The sequence below is a fragment of the Egbenema bharatensis FJBBOT/2019 genome, from assembly GCF_048077055.1.
GTDB lineage: Bacteria > Cyanobacteriota > Cyanobacteriia > Elainellales > Elainellaceae > Egbenema > Egbenema bharatensis.
In genome coordinates this window covers 5025384-5042036 of record NZ_CP182236.1, presented here as the reverse complement: position 1 = coordinate 5042036, position 16653 = coordinate 5025384, and the positions used below count along the sequence as shown (strand labels likewise).

The 16653-nt window shown below is 50.1% G+C and carries 12 protein-coding genes and 1 pseudogene; 6 read left to right on the top strand and 7 right to left on the bottom strand.

Features of this window, described 5'->3' with window-relative positions; translation table 11 throughout:
• Positions 1-182: 182 nt before the first annotated feature.
• The 3 genes and pseudogenes from ACM1PF_RS23290 (at position 183) to ACM1PF_RS23280 (ending at position 6336) form a co-directional block, all read left to right on the top strand.
• Entirely contained in the window at positions 183-848 is a 666-nt protein-coding gene (locus ACM1PF_RS23290) for a 5'-methylthioadenosine/S-adenosylhomocysteine nucleosidase family protein (protein WP_416667481.1), read from the top strand.
• A 343-nt stretch (positions 849-1191) separates the two neighbouring features.
• Positions 1192-4523 (top strand): annotated as a pseudogene (locus ACM1PF_RS23285) (glycoside hydrolase family 15 protein).
• A 985-nt stretch (positions 4524-5508) separates the two neighbouring features.
• Entirely contained in the window at positions 5509-6336 is an 828-nt protein-coding gene (locus ACM1PF_RS23280) for a WecB/TagA/CpsF family glycosyltransferase (protein ID WP_416667478.1), read from the top strand.
• 244 nt (positions 6337-6580) lie between these two features.
• Here ACM1PF_RS23280 and ACM1PF_RS23275 read toward each other — a convergent pair whose 3' ends face one another.
• The 4 genes from ACM1PF_RS23275 to ACM1PF_RS23260 form a co-directional block, all read right to left on the bottom strand.
• On the bottom strand, positions 6581-6745 hold the full coding sequence (locus tag ACM1PF_RS23275) for a hypothetical protein (RefSeq protein ID WP_416667476.1): 165 nt from the start codon (positions 6743-6745) through the stop codon (positions 6581-6583).
• A 73-nt stretch (positions 6746-6818) separates the two neighbouring features.
• Complete coding sequence (locus tag ACM1PF_RS23270) at positions 6819-7691, bottom strand: oxygen-dependent tRNA uridine(34) hydroxylase TrhO (protein WP_416676769.1); 873 nt, start codon at positions 7689-7691, stop codon at positions 6819-6821.
• 331 nt (positions 7692-8022) lie between these two features.
• Positions 8023-9021, bottom strand: coding sequence for a pentapeptide repeat-containing protein (locus ACM1PF_RS23265; protein ID WP_416667474.1), 999 nt, complete (start codon positions 9019-9021; stop codon positions 8023-8025).
• Positions 9018-10205: a hypothetical protein gene (locus tag ACM1PF_RS23260; RefSeq protein WP_416667473.1), complete on the bottom strand. Its 1188-nt coding sequence runs from the start codon at positions 10203-10205 to the stop codon at positions 9018-9020. The genes ACM1PF_RS23265 and ACM1PF_RS23260 overlap by 4 nt, the downstream gene beginning before the upstream one ends.
• A 494-nt stretch (positions 10206-10699) precedes the next feature.
• Here ACM1PF_RS23260 and ACM1PF_RS23255 point away from each other — a divergent pair, with 494 nt between their 5' ends.
• Together ACM1PF_RS23255 and ACM1PF_RS23250 are read left to right on the top strand one after the other, a co-directional pair.
• Complete coding sequence (locus tag ACM1PF_RS23255; protein WP_416676768.1) at positions 10700-10918, top strand: hypothetical protein; 219 nt, start codon at positions 10700-10702, stop codon at positions 10916-10918.
• 31 nt (positions 10919-10949) lie between these two features.
• Complete coding sequence (locus tag ACM1PF_RS23250; RefSeq protein WP_416667469.1) at positions 10950-11759, top strand: RMD1 family protein; 810 nt, start codon at positions 10950-10952, stop codon at positions 11757-11759.
• 19 nt (positions 11760-11778) lie between these two features.
• On the opposite strand, the gene ACM1PF_RS23245 is transcribed toward ACM1PF_RS23250, so the two are convergent.
• From ACM1PF_RS23245 to ACM1PF_RS23235, 3 genes are all read right to left on the bottom strand, one after another.
• Positions 11779-13836: a protein kinase domain-containing protein gene (locus ACM1PF_RS23245; protein WP_416667466.1), complete on the bottom strand. Its 2058-nt coding sequence runs from the start codon at positions 13834-13836 to the stop codon at positions 11779-11781.
• Between the two features lie 555 nt (positions 13837-14391).
• Positions 14392-14682, bottom strand: coding sequence for a DUF3593 domain-containing protein (locus ACM1PF_RS23240; protein WP_416667463.1), 291 nt, complete (start codon positions 14680-14682; stop codon positions 14392-14394).
• A 50-nt stretch (positions 14683-14732) separates the two neighbouring features.
• On the bottom strand, positions 14733-15113 hold the full coding sequence (locus ACM1PF_RS23235) for a DUF2499 domain-containing protein (RefSeq protein ID WP_416667461.1): 381 nt from the start codon (positions 15111-15113) through the stop codon (positions 14733-14735).
• Between the two features lie 212 nt (positions 15114-15325).
• Here ACM1PF_RS23235 and csaB point away from each other — a divergent pair, with 212 nt between their 5' ends.
• On the top strand, positions 15326-16381 hold the full coding sequence (gene csaB, locus ACM1PF_RS23230; protein ID WP_416667455.1) for a polysaccharide pyruvyl transferase CsaB: 1056 nt from the start codon (positions 15326-15328) through the stop codon (positions 16379-16381).
• Positions 16382-16653: the final 272 nt, after the last annotated feature.

Sequence of the window (16653 nt, the reverse complement as noted above, 5' to 3'; positions counted from 1 at the left end):
AAATCAGTCTCAGCCCAGTTGTAGATCTGGATATAGCAAAGCGTTAACTGAATCTCTTATGAGTACCGCCCCTCTGCGATCGACTTCGTTGGGGGGCTTATAATTTGGGCGATCGGTATTTCCTGACGCACCATCCACTCCCAGTGCTATTCTGAATCTCAAATTTACCCGATCGCCCCATTGTGATTGACCTCATCCTGGTTCCCCAAGGTGCAGAATATCAGTCCGTTTGTAAAGGACTCACTCATGTGGTGCAGCCTATCCCGCAGGTTGTGGCCATTCCAGTCGGAATTCAACCCGTGACGCGGTATTTACAGCATTGGCAGCAGCATTCAGACTTGCAATCCATCTATACTGTTCTGATCATGGGGCTTTGCGGCAGCCTAAATCCGTCCTATGGTGTGGGAGATGTCGTGTTGTACGAGAATTGTTTGGATCAGCAACGCAACCTTTGGCAGGGCGATCGCACCCTCAATGCAATGATCCAATCTCGTCTGGAAGCTCCTCTGGTGCAGGCATTGACCAGCGATCGACTGATTGCTTCAGCTCAGGACAAGCAAATTCTGGCGCAAACCTCTGGAGCGGACATAGTAGACATGGAAGGAACCGCAATTCTCAAAACGCTGGAGGGAATGAACCTGGCGATCGCAACGCTTCGGGTAGTGAGCGATGATTGTCACCACGATTTACCTGATTTGAACCGTGCGATCGATGCTAACGGTTCCCTGCGACCCCTCCCAATGGCATGGGGGATGATCCGTCAGCCGATCGCCGCCACTCGTCTGATTCGGGGTTCCCTCAAAGGACTAAAAACCCTGCAAACCGCCACAACCATCCTATTTTCCTGAGCCACAGTTCCTCAAACTGGGGGCAGACTGGGGGCAGACTGGGGTTATAAAATCCAGGCGATCGCTTAAGAATGATTTGCATCCTCCTTGAGAGAGAATTCTTGCGATTGCCACCGAACCGATCATAAAATCATTACCTGATCTTCAATTTTTTTTTAACTTACCATAAATTATTTGCTGAAACCGGGAAGAACGCTTCTCATCTGACCGCGTTATTGATAAACAGATGTTGATTCATAACTTGATGAATCAGTGTTCCAGGCAAAACGATCTGGACAAACAGAAACTTAAGCCGCGTCCTTTTATGGTTTAGGTTCTGCCCACTTGCATTCCAAGGTATCTCATGGTCGCTTCCGCTTCTCACACTGCTGATTCCGGTTCACCCACTCAACCCCCGATCGCCCCTACCCTCAGTCCCCAGGCTCAACTGGATGCCTACTATCAGGAAATCAAGACCGTCATCCTGTCGCGCCAGAATCCAATTACCGGGCTGCTGCCTGCCAGTACGGCGGTAAATGAGCATGGTGACTACACCGATGCCTGGGTGCGGGACAATGTATACAGCATTTTGGCAGTGTGGGGATTGGCCTGGCCTACCGCAAGCTGGATGTGGATCAGGGGCGTACCTACGAGCTAGAACATAGCGTCATTAAGCTGATGCGGGGCCTGCTGTTTGCCATGATGCGGCAGGCCCATAAAGTGGAAACCTTCAAGGAAACGCAGAATCTCCTGGATGCCCTCCATGCCAAGTACGATACCAATACCGGAGATACCGTCGTTGATGACGATCAGTGGGGCCACCTCCAGTTAGATGCCACCTCGCTGTACCTGCTGATGCTGGCCCAGATGACCACATCCGGCTTGCGGATTATTTACACCACGGATGAAGTTAATTTCGTCCAAAATCTGGTCTACTACATTGGACGCGCCTACCGTACGCCGGACTATGGCATCTGGGAGCGGGGCAACAAGATCAACCACGGCAATCCTGAGCTAAACGCCAGTTCAGTCGGGATGGCCAAGGCGGCCCTGGAGGCAATGAACAATTGCGATTTGTTTGGGGTCTGCGGCGGCCAGGCTTCTGTAGTTCATGTCTTGCTGGATGAAATTGCCCGAACCCGCACAACCCTGCAATCCCTCTTGCCCAGAGAATCTAGCTCCAAAGAAGTGGATGCCGCCCTTCTCAGCGTGATTGGCTTCCCAGCCTTTGCCGTGGAAGATGCTGCGTTGTGCGATCGCACCCGTAATAACGTTATCAACAAACTTCAGGGCAAGTATGGCTGCAAGCGATTTCTGCGCGATGGCCACCAAACCGTGATTGAAGATGTAACCCGCCTGCACTATGAACCCTGGGAGCTAAAGCAGTTTGAACATATTGAATGTGAATGGCCGCTGTTTTTTACCTATTTGATGCTGGATGCATTATTCCGGGGCGATCGGGTTCAGGCAGAGGAATACTACCAAAAACTCCAGCCGCTTTTAGTGGAGCGCAATGGCTGTAAGCTGCTGCCAGAGTTATATTACGTCCCTGAAGCGGCGATCGAAGCAGAGCGGTTGGCTCCCCAAAGTCAGCCCCGCTTACCCAATGCCAATGTCCCCCTGGTTTGGGCCCAGAGTTTGTATTATTTGGGGCAATTACTGCGGGATCAATTAATTACCGTTGCCGATGTGGATCCGATCGGTCGGCATTTGCGTTTAGGCAACCGTCGCAAACCATTGGTGCAGATTGCCCTGCTGGCAGAAGATGAAGACCTGCAAGCCCAGTTGGCGACCTATGGCATTGAGGCCCAAACCCCGAATCAAGTCTCGCCAATTCAGGTGCGTCGGGCGGAAGAACTGTCTGCGATTTACTACCAGATTGGCCGCAACGATAAGCTGAACCTCACTGGACGACCCATTCGCCGATTGCGATCGCTCACGACCTCTCGGATTTTTCGGATTCGTGGCGAGACGATCGTTTTTCTGCCCTCTTTCTTAGATCCCCAGCAGTTTTACCTCACCCTGGACTATCACTTTCTGGTTTCCCAAATTAAGGGAGAACTGGTTTACGTCCAGCGGCACTGGTTCCATCTGGGACGACCCACCCTCACCCTGCTCCTGACCCATGCCATGTTTGAGGATGAGCAAGGGGATATTCAATCTCCCGTACTGGGATTACTGAAGGAACTGCGAGATGGCCAGTGTAATGGGGTTGCCGTCAAACTGGGACACATCAATCAATTTATCCTGACCGCAGGGACAGAACGGATCGATTTCATCCATGAGTTTGAATTTTCCCAGACCACAGTTCAGGATACCATTCCGAAACCCAAATACCTCAGCTCTGATGCCTCCTGCAACATTCCCCTCAGCAACACCCAGGAATTCTTCCTGGAATACGAAACTAATGTTGCTAAACTTCTAGCCGGATTACAAAAAACCTGCAATATTTACGAACAAATCGATGTCTTGACGACCCTCAGCCAGCTTTGTGGTCTGGATTTCGATACTGGGTTCGGTGATGCCATGCCAGTGACGATCGCCGATCTACTCGATGAGGTTTATGAACAAGCCAGCCAACTGCGGCTGTGGTCAGTCATTCGTCGCGCTGCCGGTTTGCTCAACAAAATTGATATGGGGTTGGCCGATGCCGTAACGTCGATTTTGATTCGGGGTAAGCAAATCTCCGTTGGGAAAGCCTATAGCGAGGCTTCTTTAGTCGATCGCCCCATCTCACCCCAGGAAATTGTCGGCAAGATTCAGGAGTTTTGTAGTAATGATGTGCGGGAACGACCGCTGACGCAAGAGATTCTAATTTACCTCAGTGTCTTAATCAAAACAGAACCGAATTTATTTGATGGACTCCTCACCCTGCGAGTGGGCTATTTGATTTTGATGCTGACCAGTAAGCTGGCGCGGGAGCTGAATGTCACGCGGGATGAAGCCTATGAGTCTTTGATGCAACTGAGTCCCTTTGACCTCAAGCTGCAATTGGAACAAGTGCTGGTCGGCTATAACTCCCTGGACACTTTACTCCTCCAGCAAGAATCCCTCCACTTCAAACAGCAGCAGCCGATTCAGTGGGTCGTTTCCTCGGAAGCCAAGGCGACGGAAGCTGAACTGGAACAGCAAACGGACTGGTGGCACTACCGCCAGCGAGAAGGAGCCTTAAACCGAGTTCCCAAAGGGTTTTATCCGCAGGTCTGGCAGGTGATGCAGCACTGCAAGGGATTGGTGATTGGCGACAAGCTCGATCGCCGCAACCGCCTGGATAGCCGTCTGATCCTGTCGGAAATGACCCCTGGCGAGAAAAACTTTGCCCTGCGGATTGAGCACTTGCTTAATAAGATTCAAGCTCCCGAATATCGGCAGGCGAATGTTGAAGCCCTGATGGAATTAGCGGCGATCGTCGAAGAAAACCCCGATTTGCAAATTGATGACTATATTGTGCTGGATGTTTTGATTGGTCATGGCGTGCGGATTGGCTGGCTGGAACAGCATCCCCATCATGCAGACACCTACGATCGGTTCAAGGGCATGGCCTGGCGATCGTTCTATGAAACCTCTCCCTCTCTGGGAGCCAGTTATATTGCCAGGGCATTGCAGTTCTTGATGGAATTGGGACAAAATCTGGAGATGGAATTGGAGATGGAAATAGAGGTGGCAGAGGAGTCACCTACCCAAGCAGAGAAATAAAGATTGACACAACATCGGCAATTGTAAAGAATCGTTAAGCTGTGACAACGAGTCTTGCACTTTGCTGATTCCTGTGACAATCTAGGGCTTAACAGAACGTAAAAGTCGAAAGTGTGGAAATTGCATCTAGCCCAAAAAAAACAGTCAAACCTTCCTGAAGTTCCATCAAGTTACTGTAAAGATAGCTAGTTATTCCGATATCACTTTCCTTTGACTCGGACATGAATTTACTCCTGTTTCAAGATCTAAAGCTATACTGGACTACCGGCAGAAACAATCTGCTGGCATCTACCGTCTAAAACAACCTGGAGTGCTCCGCAAGTCATCTACCTTAGTTGTGTATTGACGGAATAACTCAATGAAGTGATTGCCTGTTTATGAGCAGTATGCGGCACACGATCTAATGCAACCTAATGACCCGGCAAATAAACATTTTTTGATTTGGTGTTCCAACTCGTAGAACCTGAAGAATCACTTTGGTGCAAGAATTCTGCATTTTGTCTGAGGGTCCCAACTCAGTTCTAATTAATCAAGACACAGCAGAAACAGCACTGGTTAGAGCAAGTCGATTCTCTCAATGTTCGTTCCTTTCAGAACTGTTTTGTCGGATGTTCAATTGACTCTTTCAACTCTGATCGACTGATGCTCTTTGTAAGTTGGGTAGAACCTGGCAAATGCCAGGTATCCGCAATCATCCCAGTATGACAATGATTTGCGAATAGTTTGCGTTGGATTTTGTTTCCCAATCCAACCGATAAAGTTTCTTCATGCGCTATGACTCTGTGCTTTAGCCTGCGCTTTAGCCTGCGCTTTGGCTCAGAAGTAAGCGACCTGGACATCGATCGATCGTTGTCCTGAATCATCATAACGAGCACCTGCATTTAGCCAATTAGAGCATGTAGGTTCAGCGTTGATGGCATCTACCACTCGTAAACCCCATTTATTGGTTTTTAAGTTGCCAAACGCTACAACAATGAACAAATCTATGGCTCTAAAGATTTCACTTCCAATCCAAAGTGTAGTTGGGTTTCCCATCACAGCAATGCCCTTTGATAACCAAATTCGGATGATGGTCAAATGGGCAAAACAGCGCACCAGCAAAACCGTTTGTGTGGCAAATGTGCATATGCTAATGGAGGCTCATTCCAGCTCTGACTTTGCTTCTACTTTGTTAAATGCTGATCTGGTGACTCCCGATGGCATGCCCTTAGTTTGGCTGATGAATCTCTTAGGAAAACGTCAGGATCGAGTAGCTGGAATGGATATTCTCGCTGCCCTATGCCAAGAAATTTCATCCCGTGATATCAGCGTTTTCTTTGTTGGATCGGAACCAGAAATCCTGCAGCAGATGAAGGTTCGGCTCAATCGAGAATTTCCCGATTTACAAATTGCAGGTATGGAACCTTTGCCCTTCCGACCCCTTACCCCGGCTGAAGATCGGGAAATCATTAACAAAATCAACCAGAGTGGAGCAGGGATTGTTTTTGTATCGTTAGGTTGTCCTAAACAAGAAATTTGGATGAATCAACATCAAGGCAAAATCCATGCAGTCATGGTTGGATTAGGGGGAGTATTTCCAGTTTATGCAGGCATTCATAAACGCGCTCCATCATGGGTTCGTCAATCTGGTTTTGAATGGCTCTATCGACTGATTCAAGAACCTCGCCGGCTCTGGAAACGCTACTTCACGACAATTCCGCCTTTCCTCTATTTAGCCACTAAGCAAGTCGTTAATTTCTGGCTCGGTAGAACACACAAAGCAACAGCAATTATTGAACCGAGAACCATCGATCAGCATGCTAGAGTTTTTTAACTCATTCTGCTAAAACAGCCAGGCTTTGTAGCTTTGTAGGGTGGGCAATGCCCACCTCGCCTACTGATTAAGCCTGCTGATTGAGAGGGAGTATCCCGTGGTTGCAATGGTTGCAATGGTTGCAATGGTTGCAATGGTTGCAATGGTTGCAAATGGATCAATTGCCGTGGTGCAGGCAACTTGCCTGTCAGTGAGCGATCGGTCACGCAAATGCAAAATTGGAATACCCCGATTGGCATAGGTTCTAGAAGAGTGCCAGTACAGCATCTAAATGCGGCAGGCAAGATTGTCCTACGGTATCAAATCCCGATCGCCTCTCCGTAGGGCAAACTTCTAGCTTGCGTTCCTGGAATACTGTATTGGTGCTCCAGGGATCCGGTGTTCCAATTACCCGGTGTTCCAGTTCCATGGGCAGTGCCGGACTTTCACAGTCCGGCAAGGGGTGCACAAATGTCCCGGGTAGGGGTACACAGCAGTTCGCCTTAACGGGCACGTCCCCTCAATCTTTCCCGCAACCGATCGCGTTTTTCTGGCGTGAGGCGATCGAAGCAATGGGGGCAAGACACTCCGACTTCATACTGGGGAGAAGCTTTCTCGGCTTCGGAAATGGGATGTCCACAGCCCCAACACAGGCTATGGGTTCCTGAAGCCAATCCGTGCTGAACCGTCACGCGCTGGTCAAACACAAAGCATTCCCCTTGCCAGAGACTTTCATCTGGAGCAACAGTTTCCAGATACTTTAAAATGCCCCCCTTCAGGTGATACACCTCCTGGAAACCTTGAGCCAGCATGAACGATGAAGCCTTTTCGCAACGAATCCCACCCGTACAGAACATTGCTACTTTTTTATGTTTGCTGGGATCAAGATGTTGCTCAACGTAGTCTGGAAACTCCCGGAATGAGTCCGTCTGCGGATTTTGCGCGCCCTTGAACGTCCCAATCCCGACCTCGTAGGCATTGCGGGTGTCAATCACCACAACTTCTGGATCAGCAATCACTGCATTCCATTCCTCTGGACTGACATACGTTCCCACCTGGGTAGTTGGATCTACTTCCGGCAAGCCTAAGGTGACAATTTCCCGCTTTAGCCTGACCTTCATTCGATCGAAGGGGGAGGTATCTGCTGTGGATTCCTTATGTTCCAGATCCGCAAACCGAGGATCCGCCCGGAGAAAAGCCAGCACTGAATCGATCGCCTCACGGGTTCCAGCGATCGTGCCATTCATCCCTTCCTGGGCCAGCAGAATCGTTCCCCGCACTCCCTGGGACTGACAGTGGGAGAGAATCAACGATCGAAGGACAGAAGCATCGGGCAGCTTCACGAATTTGTAGAAAGTTACAACGACTATCATCATGATTTTATTTTGCCCTGTTTGGGGGGGATAGGGGGAGTGGGGAGTGGGGAGTGAGAAGTGGGGAGTGGGGAATGGGGAGTGGGGGATCGCAATGGGTAGCGCAGGCAACGTTCGAGTGAGCGTTCGACTGGGCTCACGCCGAAGTCCTCGCCGCACTCCTGAGCTCACGCCGAAGGGCTCAAGCGTTCGACCGATCTCACGCCGAGATCCGAAGTCTTGCCTGCCAATAAACTATCCATCGCGCAAATGCAATGGTACCCCCTGCCTCCCGACTCCCGACTCCCGACTCCCGACTCCTGCCTCCCGACTCCTGCCTCCCGACTCCCGACTCCTACCCTTCTCCCCGCAGGGTGCCATCGGGAAATACCGTTTCCCGGAAAATGGCTCCCGTCAGATTGGTACTGCTCATCTCTGCCCGTACCAGATTGGCTGCCGACAGATTGGCATTGGTTAAGTTGGCCCTGGCTAAGTAGGCATCAATTAAATACGCCTCCTGCAGGTTTGCCCCCCACAGATTCGCCCGGCTCAAATCTGCTCGGTTCAGCCGCGATCGATACAGATTGGCCTTGGCCAGGTGCACGCGACTCAGTTTGGCATCCGCTAACAATGCGCCCTGAAGGTTAACCGTTGCCATGTCTGCTTCCGTCAGATCACTGCGTTCTAGCTTGGCATTTTCCAGGTTAGTTCTCCGCAGAATTGCCTGGGATAGGTTCGCTTCCGTCAGAAATGCTCCCTTCAGATTCGCCTCACTCAAGTCAGCTCCAGATAAATTGGCCCCTCGCAGAGTTGCCTCACTCAGATTCGCTCCTCGTAGATCAACCTTCATGAGATCTGCACCTGTTAAATTCGCGCCCCGCAGATCGGCTTTGCGCAAGATCGCACCTCGCAGGTTGGCAATATAATGGCGGTTTTCCTCGCGTAAGTTTGCTCCCCGCAGACAAGCACCGGATAAATTCGCGCCGCCCAGCTTAGTATGACGTAAATCGGCATCAATCAGGTTGGCATCCAACAAATTGGCCAGCGTCAGATCGGCACTCCGCAAATCTGCTCCCTGGAGAATGGCCCCATGCAAATCGGCATCCTTCAGGTTCGATCGCACTAAATCTGCCTGACTCAGATTTGCACCACAGAGTTGAGTGGCAACCAGGTTTGCCTGATTCAGCTTGGCGCGATTGAGGTAGGCAAAGGTCAAAATGGCACTATGAAGATCCGCTTTAGTGAAGTGAATTCCAATCAAATCCGCTTTGCTCAGGTTAATTCCTGTCAGGTTTTCACCGCTAAAGTTAACCTCGCCCATTTCATAGCGTTTCAGAAGTTCACTGGCATTCATGGTAACTGACTTTGCTCCGGTTGCGTGGCGTTTCCCTGCGATACAAATGTTTGAAGAAAGTTGGTTCCACTGTCTAAATTAGGCTGAGATGTATTCTGCTCAAGAGATTGACTGATATAGATTGGCTTTACCATTTCAATGATGAATCGAGCAACTTGCTGATACTCATCGCTTTCATCTAGCAATGTTACAGTTTTAATTAAATCCGTCTCTAAATCATTCACTGTCCGATGGGTTTGAATCGACAGTTTTAATAGTTCATCTAATTCATGATTGCGGATCATCGATCGATGTTCAGGTGTGTATTGAAAGGGTTCATGTAATAGGGAAAATAGGAGGACTTTAGCACGAAAAGGATTGGTATATCGCATCAGGCTTAATCGCAAATCAAACAGATCCAACCCCCTGGATGACTTGGAAGACGGCAGGCTCACCGATCGCAGTTCAAGCTGAGATGGATTGCCGGACGTGGGGACAGTTTGAAGGGTTGAGGAAGCGGCGGGTTGCGTATTCAGTTGAGTAAGTAATTCAGTGGCATCGGGATCGCTGGCTTCAGGAGTGGGTTCGACTTGGGGAGGATTAGCTGCGTAACAGATGCAAAACTCCTGAATAATGCGCTCAGCAATCAAGGTATATTCTGCGGCCTTACTGAGTTTGCTGACTCGACTGGTTAAAACCTGGTGCAAATAATCCTGGGTTGGGGCAAGGAGATGTACGGTTTTGACTAAAGCAAGCCAATCCATTGCATCAAGCTGCTGACGATCGCTCACCCACTGCTTTTGGGTCACTAAAATCAACAGCTTTTTAATGCGCAGACTCTGTGGATCAGCCTGGAGTAACGTGGCGATCACAGGGTAAGCTTGCTGGGCGGGTGAATCCACGGGAGCGGGTTCCGAGACGATGAGGCTGAGTGCAGCAATGACCTGCTGGGCAATGGCAGTATATTCAGTGGCTTTGTTGAGGGATTGGGCGACCCCAATGAGATACGTTTGCAACCGTTCAACCGTTGGAGCGATCGTCAGCAAGGCCGGGATGAGTTGATGGAGGTTCGCATCGTTCACCCGACTGGGGTTACTTTCCCAGGTTTGCGTACAGGCAAAAATCAGAAGTTTTTTGATGCGAATCTCATCTGGATGAGTGACCAGGATTTGAATGGCTTCATCGAGTTGGGGTGAAGAAATCACAGAGTTTACTGGAGGTGAAACACCAAGAACCATGATGGATGAACGCTCAACGTGAAGAAAGATGCACTAATCCTAGAATGCCCATTGGACAAGCAAGATCAACGAGAGTTGGTATCTTTTTACCTGGTAAAAATACGGGAATGCCCATTGAATCAGCGTTCAGCCCCTCAAATGGATGAGCGCGTAGTTCCCCATGAATTGCCCCATGAATTGCTCCACAAATTTCCTGATTCCTCCACCAGCTCACCCACAAACAGTTTTGTGCCATCGAATACATCAACTCCCTCTTTTTTCTGTAACTCTACTGGAAGCCTGTGGTTTACCCTGTGCATCTCCAAGGTAGAATCTCTAACAAACCGTTCCAGGAGCAACTGTCACAGTGACAGAGGTTATAGTGAAAAGAGGAAGGTTTAAGGCAAACTGGACGATACGGATAGGTTATTTTTTAAAATTCTGCTTTTGAGCTGAAATATTGATTTTGGAAATTTGAGATGATGTCTGGAAATGGTGCCCAAGTCTGCCCGGTGTGCGGAGTGAAGATTCTTAAGATCATCGGTGGCGATCGAGTCCTATTTTCTGCTGGCCCACCCGGAACCCGGGCCATGCTCTGGGCAAGGGTCTGCAAGTATACCGATAAACCTGGCTGCATCAACCGCGACCAGGAGGCGATCGGTTCAGTTCAGCCCCAGGACTATTACCAATCAGAGTCTTAAGCTCTTACGATTTGTGCCAATTGATGATTTTATGCAAACCATTTCAAAACCTGACCTTACAGCCAAAGAAACGGTTAACGGTCGCGCCCTTTTTCTGGGAGAACGTCTGGATCTGAAAGCCCTGGAAACAACCGATTACTTTGCTACCCAACCCCTGGTCGTTGGAGCCGGAGAACAAGGGTATGCGGTGCTATTTCGCTACGGAGCGGTGGTTATTTTCGGGCTGAGTCCAGTAGAGGAAGCCTCATTCCTGACCCATCTCAAACCCTTTGTCATTGATCCATTTTCCGCACCTGAAACGGAAGAGGTAATCTTAAAGCACGATGAAACAAGCGGTGGACGGGTTGAGAATGGCACCATTTGGCTACAAGCGTTCAGTGTTGAACGGCTGCAAATTGTAGGCGATGTACTGGCCAAAAGCGTTGTTTTAGCGCACTACGAAATTGGCACTGGTAAGGTATTTGAGCAGATTGAACCGTTTGCGGATACCCTGCAACGATCGACCAAAAATGAGCGATGGGGCAAGGAACTCCTCCGGCAACTGGGGCGAACCCTGTCCATCCAGCACAAAATTGTGGGACGAGTCGAAATCATCGATAAGCCTGAATTGCTATGGGATGCGCCAGAGTTAGAACGGCTTTACCTGCGCCTGGAGAATGAATATGAAATTCGGGAACGCCATCTGGCCCTGGAGCGCAAGCTAGACTTAATTTCAAGAACCGCCGAGACTGTACTGGATTTGCTCCAACACAACACCGCCCTTCGAGTGGAGTGGTATGTGGTCATCCTGATTGTGGTCGAAATCCTGCTCTCGCTCTATGACCTATTCATTAAGGTATGAAATCGGTTCAAGGTTGAGGTCAGGCTGGCGGCAACTGCCACACTCTCACAGTCTTATCCGAACTACCGCTGACCATGTACTTACCATCGGCACTGGTGACGATCGCATTCACCGTATCAGAATGATCTGTCCAGGTATAGCTGACTCTACCGCCAGACAAATCCCAGAGCTTGATGGTGGTGTCGCTACTGCCGCTAATGATAGTTTTGCCGTTAGGAGTGATCGCCACAGCACTGACATCACGGATGTGCTCTGCTAAGGTTCGCAACAGCTCCCCCGATCGCGCATTCCAGACTCGCACCGTTTTGTCTTTGCTGGCTGTCACCACAAATTGACCATCGGGGTTAAAGGTAACTGCGTTGACTGAATTAACATGACCAATTAGCGTCTGGAACTGCTCGCCCGTGTGCAAATCCCAGAGCTTTGTTTTGTTATCCAGCCCACCACTGGCCAAGATTCTGCCATCCCGACTGATTGCGAGGGCCTTAATCATTCCAGCAACCCCCGACAGGGTTTTAACTAACGCCCCTGTTGAAGCACTCCACAACCGAATCATCCGATCTTCGCCTCCACTAGCAAACAGTTTGCCATCCGGACTCACAGCAACGGCATTGACATCTCGCGTATGCCCTAAAAGCGTTCCCAACAACGCCCCACTTTGCAAACTCCATACCTTAACGCTGTAATCATCACTGCCACTAATCAGCAACTTACCATCTGGGCTAATGGCGATCGTGTTAACTCCTCTGGTATGTCCAGTCAGGGTCATCCACTCTTCCCCCGTATTTAAGTTCCAGAGCTTGATGGTGTCGTCCAGACTGCTGCTGGCGGCCAGGGGAGCGGTCGGGCTAAGAGCCACTGATGTCACCCAGGAGGAATGGCCCATCAGCGTGTGAATACAGCGGAGCGATCGATTGGCAGTACGTGCCGAAGGCGTGGCAACAGGTGGAGCAGAGAGAGAAGGACGAGGCGCAGGAGATGGGGAAGTCGGAGGTTTAGAGGTCGGCGGCTTGGAAGTTGGTGGTTGAGACGTTGGCGGTTGAGACGTTGGCGGACGAGAAGGGGGAGCAGGGGGGTTAGAGGTCGCTGCTCTGGGAGGAGCAGGGGGTCGAGAGGGTGGATTTGAGGGTGAGGAGGGCATTACTTTGGGGGAGGAAACCACAACCGACTGAGGTGCAGGCAAAAAAGAGTCTGCATTTAAATCCCGCATGACCTCGTCCGCCGAGTGATAGCGCTCACCCACCAAATCCTTCAGCATCTGATCCAGAATGTGTGCCAGTTGATCACTCACCGCAACCCCCTTTTGTTCCAGCAAATACTCTCGCCAGATCCAACGACCGTTGAGCGGGTCGTACAGATTATCAGGGCGGGACTGCGTCATCAAATGCAGGCAGGTTGCCCCCAGGCTATAGAGATCGCTGGCAGGAAAGGCCTTTCCACCCCGAAATTGCTCCATGGGGGCATAGCCCTCGGTTCCGACACGGGTTCCAGCATCACCTGAAGGATCATCGTTGAGCTGTTTGGCCACACCAAAGTCAATTAACACCAGGCGGCCATCTGGGCGACGCAGAATGTTGTTTGGAGTAATGTCTCGGTGGATGACCTGATGCTTATGGATAAAGCGCAATACAGGCAGAACATCCGACAGCACATCTCGAATTTGCCGCTCATTAAACGCCCCCTGCTGCCGCATTTCTTGAAGTAAACTTTGTCCCTCAATGAACTGCTGCACCAGATAAAGAAAGCCCTCTTGCTCAAAGTAGGCCAACAGGGTAGGAATCTGGGGATGCTCTCCTAATTCATCCAGCCGAATTGCCTCCTGGTTAAACAGCCGAATTGCCTTCTCCAGAGATTTTGTCCCCTGAAGTTGGGGAGAAAACTGTTTGATGACACAGCGGGTATTGAGGCGATCCTCATCCAGGGCCAGATAGGTTTTGCCAAATCCACCCTGCCCTAACGGTTCTACGGTACGATATCGCCCCCGCAGCCGGGTCAGGGGTTTACCACAAGCGCGACAAGTAGTTGCATCGTCAGAGTTTAAGGGGTTAAGGCAACGGGGATTGAGGCAGCAAATCATGTCTGGTAGCGCACTGAGGGTGAATGATCAGAGTTTTCCCCCTAACTGGACGGAATAGTACTCAGTTAGAGAGGATGGGGCGAAACGAGCCAACATCAACAGCAAAGTTATCAAGAGTCGATCGCTTTGTTGCAGAGTTTGCAGAGTTTGCAGAGTCAGAGGGAAACACCGATCGCAGTCTTTGGGATGAACCCAGTTCATCAACCAGGTGAATCTATACAAGCGAGTGCTGCACATTTTTCATTTTGAAGGAGTCTAGCAAATCAGGTTGCTCACATCGAACACCTTGCTCGAACCCCTTCTGGGACATCAAGGTCTAATGGATCAGCGCAGGACACTGGATCTAGCAAGCCGAGCTTTAGAATAACGGATTTGAGAAAGGGCTAAAAAATTTAGCTTTAAAAAAATTAAGTTTTGTAAGCTGTAAAAAATTAGAATTCGGCAAACTTTGGCAGTAAGTCAAACGCACTGCCTCCTGTTCATCCTATATATTTAATCTTAAATTGAAATATTCAGAAATATTCAATGTTTGAAGGCGGATTCTGGGTGAAAACGTCAATCAGCCGATCGCCGCTCTAAAATTGCCTGCCGAAATCCCAACACCACCAAAATATTGGCCAGGGTCAAGAAAAACTCGGCTCCACCATGCAAAAAGTCAACATTTGCCAGGGCTTCTCCATAGGCAACCTGAGCATAAATGCCCACCGGAATTGTAATTGCCACAAATACCAGGGTCATGTAAAACCCAATCAGGGCCAGGCGCGGAGTTTGCTGGCTGCGGGTCAGGAACCAGAGGAAGCCAAGGTAGGGAAACAGGGAGAGGGCGAAAAGGGTTTCTTTAGACATGGGGAGGAACTTGATCAATTTGCATCATTTGCATGAATGGGACGATCCCGTTAAACCTGGTCTGAAGCCTCGATCGATTTTTCATTCAGGAAGTCGGTTGCTCCTTCGGTTGCTCCTTCAGTTGCTCCTTTGGGAAGCCCTTTCACCGATCGCCAGATCCACCAACCCGCCGCGCAGAGAGCGAAATTTCCCACTAACGTCATCGCAGCTTGTAGAGTCACAAGCCATTCCAGGCTAGCGGGATTATCGAAGAAATGCCAGGTACAGGCGCACATGGCACTGACCAGGGCCGGCAGCATTGCCAGGGAAAGCATCCGCCAGGCTCGATTTTGACTGATTTCGCTATAGATCCAGATCAGCCAGATGGCAGCAATCCACTCAATAACGCTAGAGACATGGATAATCCAGGTAGGAATTGACAATGCGTGCATGGGAATGGGCAGCGGTAATATACGCCGGTTCTAATGGTATGACAACGGGTAGGACAACAGATGGAAAGTTAAAGTTTAGGACAATCTCGGTACGGGCGATCTAAACCGGAGAGATTGAGCGAGCCAAATCTGCCCTAAGGGGGCTTTGGACTGCTATACGTTGATGAGTCAAACAATCCAATCCATCAATCAATAGATTATCAGAGGGAAGAATGCGGGCTGTATTGTGCGGATATTACGGGAAGGGAAATGGTGGGGATGAGGCATTATTGGCGACGTTGCTTCAGATGCTGCCAGCTCAGGTGAAGCCGTTGGTGCTGTCGGGCAATCCGGAGGAAACGCAGTTGCGCTATGGCGTGCCCGCCTGCGATCGATTTTCAGCTTCAGCGGTATTACAAGCCCTGCGTCAGTCTGAGGCATTCATCTGGGGGGGTGGGAGTTTGATGCAGGATGTCACCAGCCCCATGAGTCCGCTCTACTATGGTGGTGTAATGCGGTTGGCCCAGCAAATGGGATTACGGACGATCGCCTGGGCTCAGGGAATTGGGCCCCTCAATCGGTCTTTAACCCGTTGGATCACCCGAACCAGTTTGCAGCACTGTACAGCCGTGAGCGTCCGCGATGGGGGATCCGCCTCCCTGGTGGCGGAGTGGGGAATTCCCTTCATCCTGGCTCCCGACCCGGTATGGGCATTGGAACCTGAACCCGTTCCTGGACTGTGGGATCTCCCTGCCCCTCGAATTGCGATCGCGCTGCGGCCTCATCCGTACTTGACCTCAGAACGGCTACATATCTTTACAAAAGCCTTGATCGATTTTCAAAAAGCGACACAAACCTTCGTATTGTTGATCCCATTCCAGCCCATTCAAGATCTCGCCATTGCCCAAACCCTTCATGCGGCACTACCAGATGTGAGCCAAATCCTGACCTTAACCCAGCCCCGGCAGTTGAGGGGCGTATTTCGCGGTGTAGAAATGGTGATTGCGATGCGATTTCATGGATTAATTATGGCGGCAGCAGCAGAATGTCGCTGTTTTGCGATGAACTATGACCCCAAGGTGCGTCAACTGATGCAAGAGTTGGACTTCAGAGGATGGGCGATCGATCAGATGCCCTCAGACCCGGCTGTGATTTGTCGAGATTGGATGGAACTCTATGCGAACGGAAGTTCTCTCTCGTCTCATCAGATTTCTGCTATAGTCGATCGCGCCTTGATTCATCGGGAGGTTTTGGAGAAGGCTTTGGTTAATTCTGGAGCCAGTGGCTAAGGGGTAGAGCGACTCAGGCAACCGTCCATTTGGGCGATCAAGCTTACTACTCAAGCGGTTGTTGCTGTTCATCAAGAAACGTCATCATGGCTACAAAATCTTGATCATGGGAAGCGTTACAACGGCTACAAAATCCCGACTCAGAGCCAGAATTCATTGAATAGTTAACTATCTTAAAAATTGTCTCTAAACTGATTTTCTGTGCTAGTAAGTTAAGTGTTGATGAGAGTTCGATGAGAAACATCTACCGTCCACAAAATGTTGGATGGCGA

Excerpts from the sequence above, each read along its gene's own strand:
- ACM1PF_RS23280 (WP_416667478.1), top strand. The coding sequence starts at position 5,509 with ATGGCTCTAAAGATTTCACTTCCAATCCAAAGTGTAGTTGGGTTTCCC.
- ACM1PF_RS23275 (WP_416667476.1), bottom strand. The coding sequence starts at position 6,745 with ATGGAACTGGAACACCGGGTAATTGGAACACCGGATCCCTGGAGCACC.
- ACM1PF_RS23270 (WP_416676769.1), bottom strand. The coding sequence starts at position 7,691 with ATGATGATAGTCGTTGTAACTTTCTACAAATTCGTGAAGCTGCCCGAT.
- ACM1PF_RS23265 (WP_416667474.1), bottom strand. The coding sequence starts at position 9,021 with ATGAATGCCAGTGAACTTCTGAAACGCTATGAAATGGGCGAGGTTAAC.
- ACM1PF_RS23255 (WP_416676768.1), top strand. The coding sequence starts at position 10,700 with ATGTCTGGAAATGGTGCCCAAGTCTGCCCGGTGTGCGGAGTGAAGATT.
- ACM1PF_RS23250 (WP_416667469.1), top strand. The coding sequence starts at position 10,950 with ATGCAAACCATTTCAAAACCTGACCTTACAGCCAAAGAAACGGTTAAC.
- ACM1PF_RS23245 (WP_416667466.1), bottom strand. The coding sequence starts at position 13,836 with ATGATTTGCTGCCTCAATCCCCGTTGCCTTAACCCCTTAAACTCTGAC.
- ACM1PF_RS23240 (WP_416667463.1), bottom strand. The coding sequence starts at position 14,682 with ATGTCTAAAGAAACCCTTTTCGCCCTCTCCCTGTTTCCCTACCTTGGC.
- ACM1PF_RS23235 (WP_416667461.1), bottom strand. The coding sequence starts at position 15,113 with ATGCACGCATTGTCAATTCCTACCTGGATTATCCATGTCTCTAGCGTT.
- csaB (WP_416667455.1), top strand. The coding sequence starts at position 15,326 with ATGCGGGCTGTATTGTGCGGATATTACGGGAAGGGAAATGGTGGGGAT.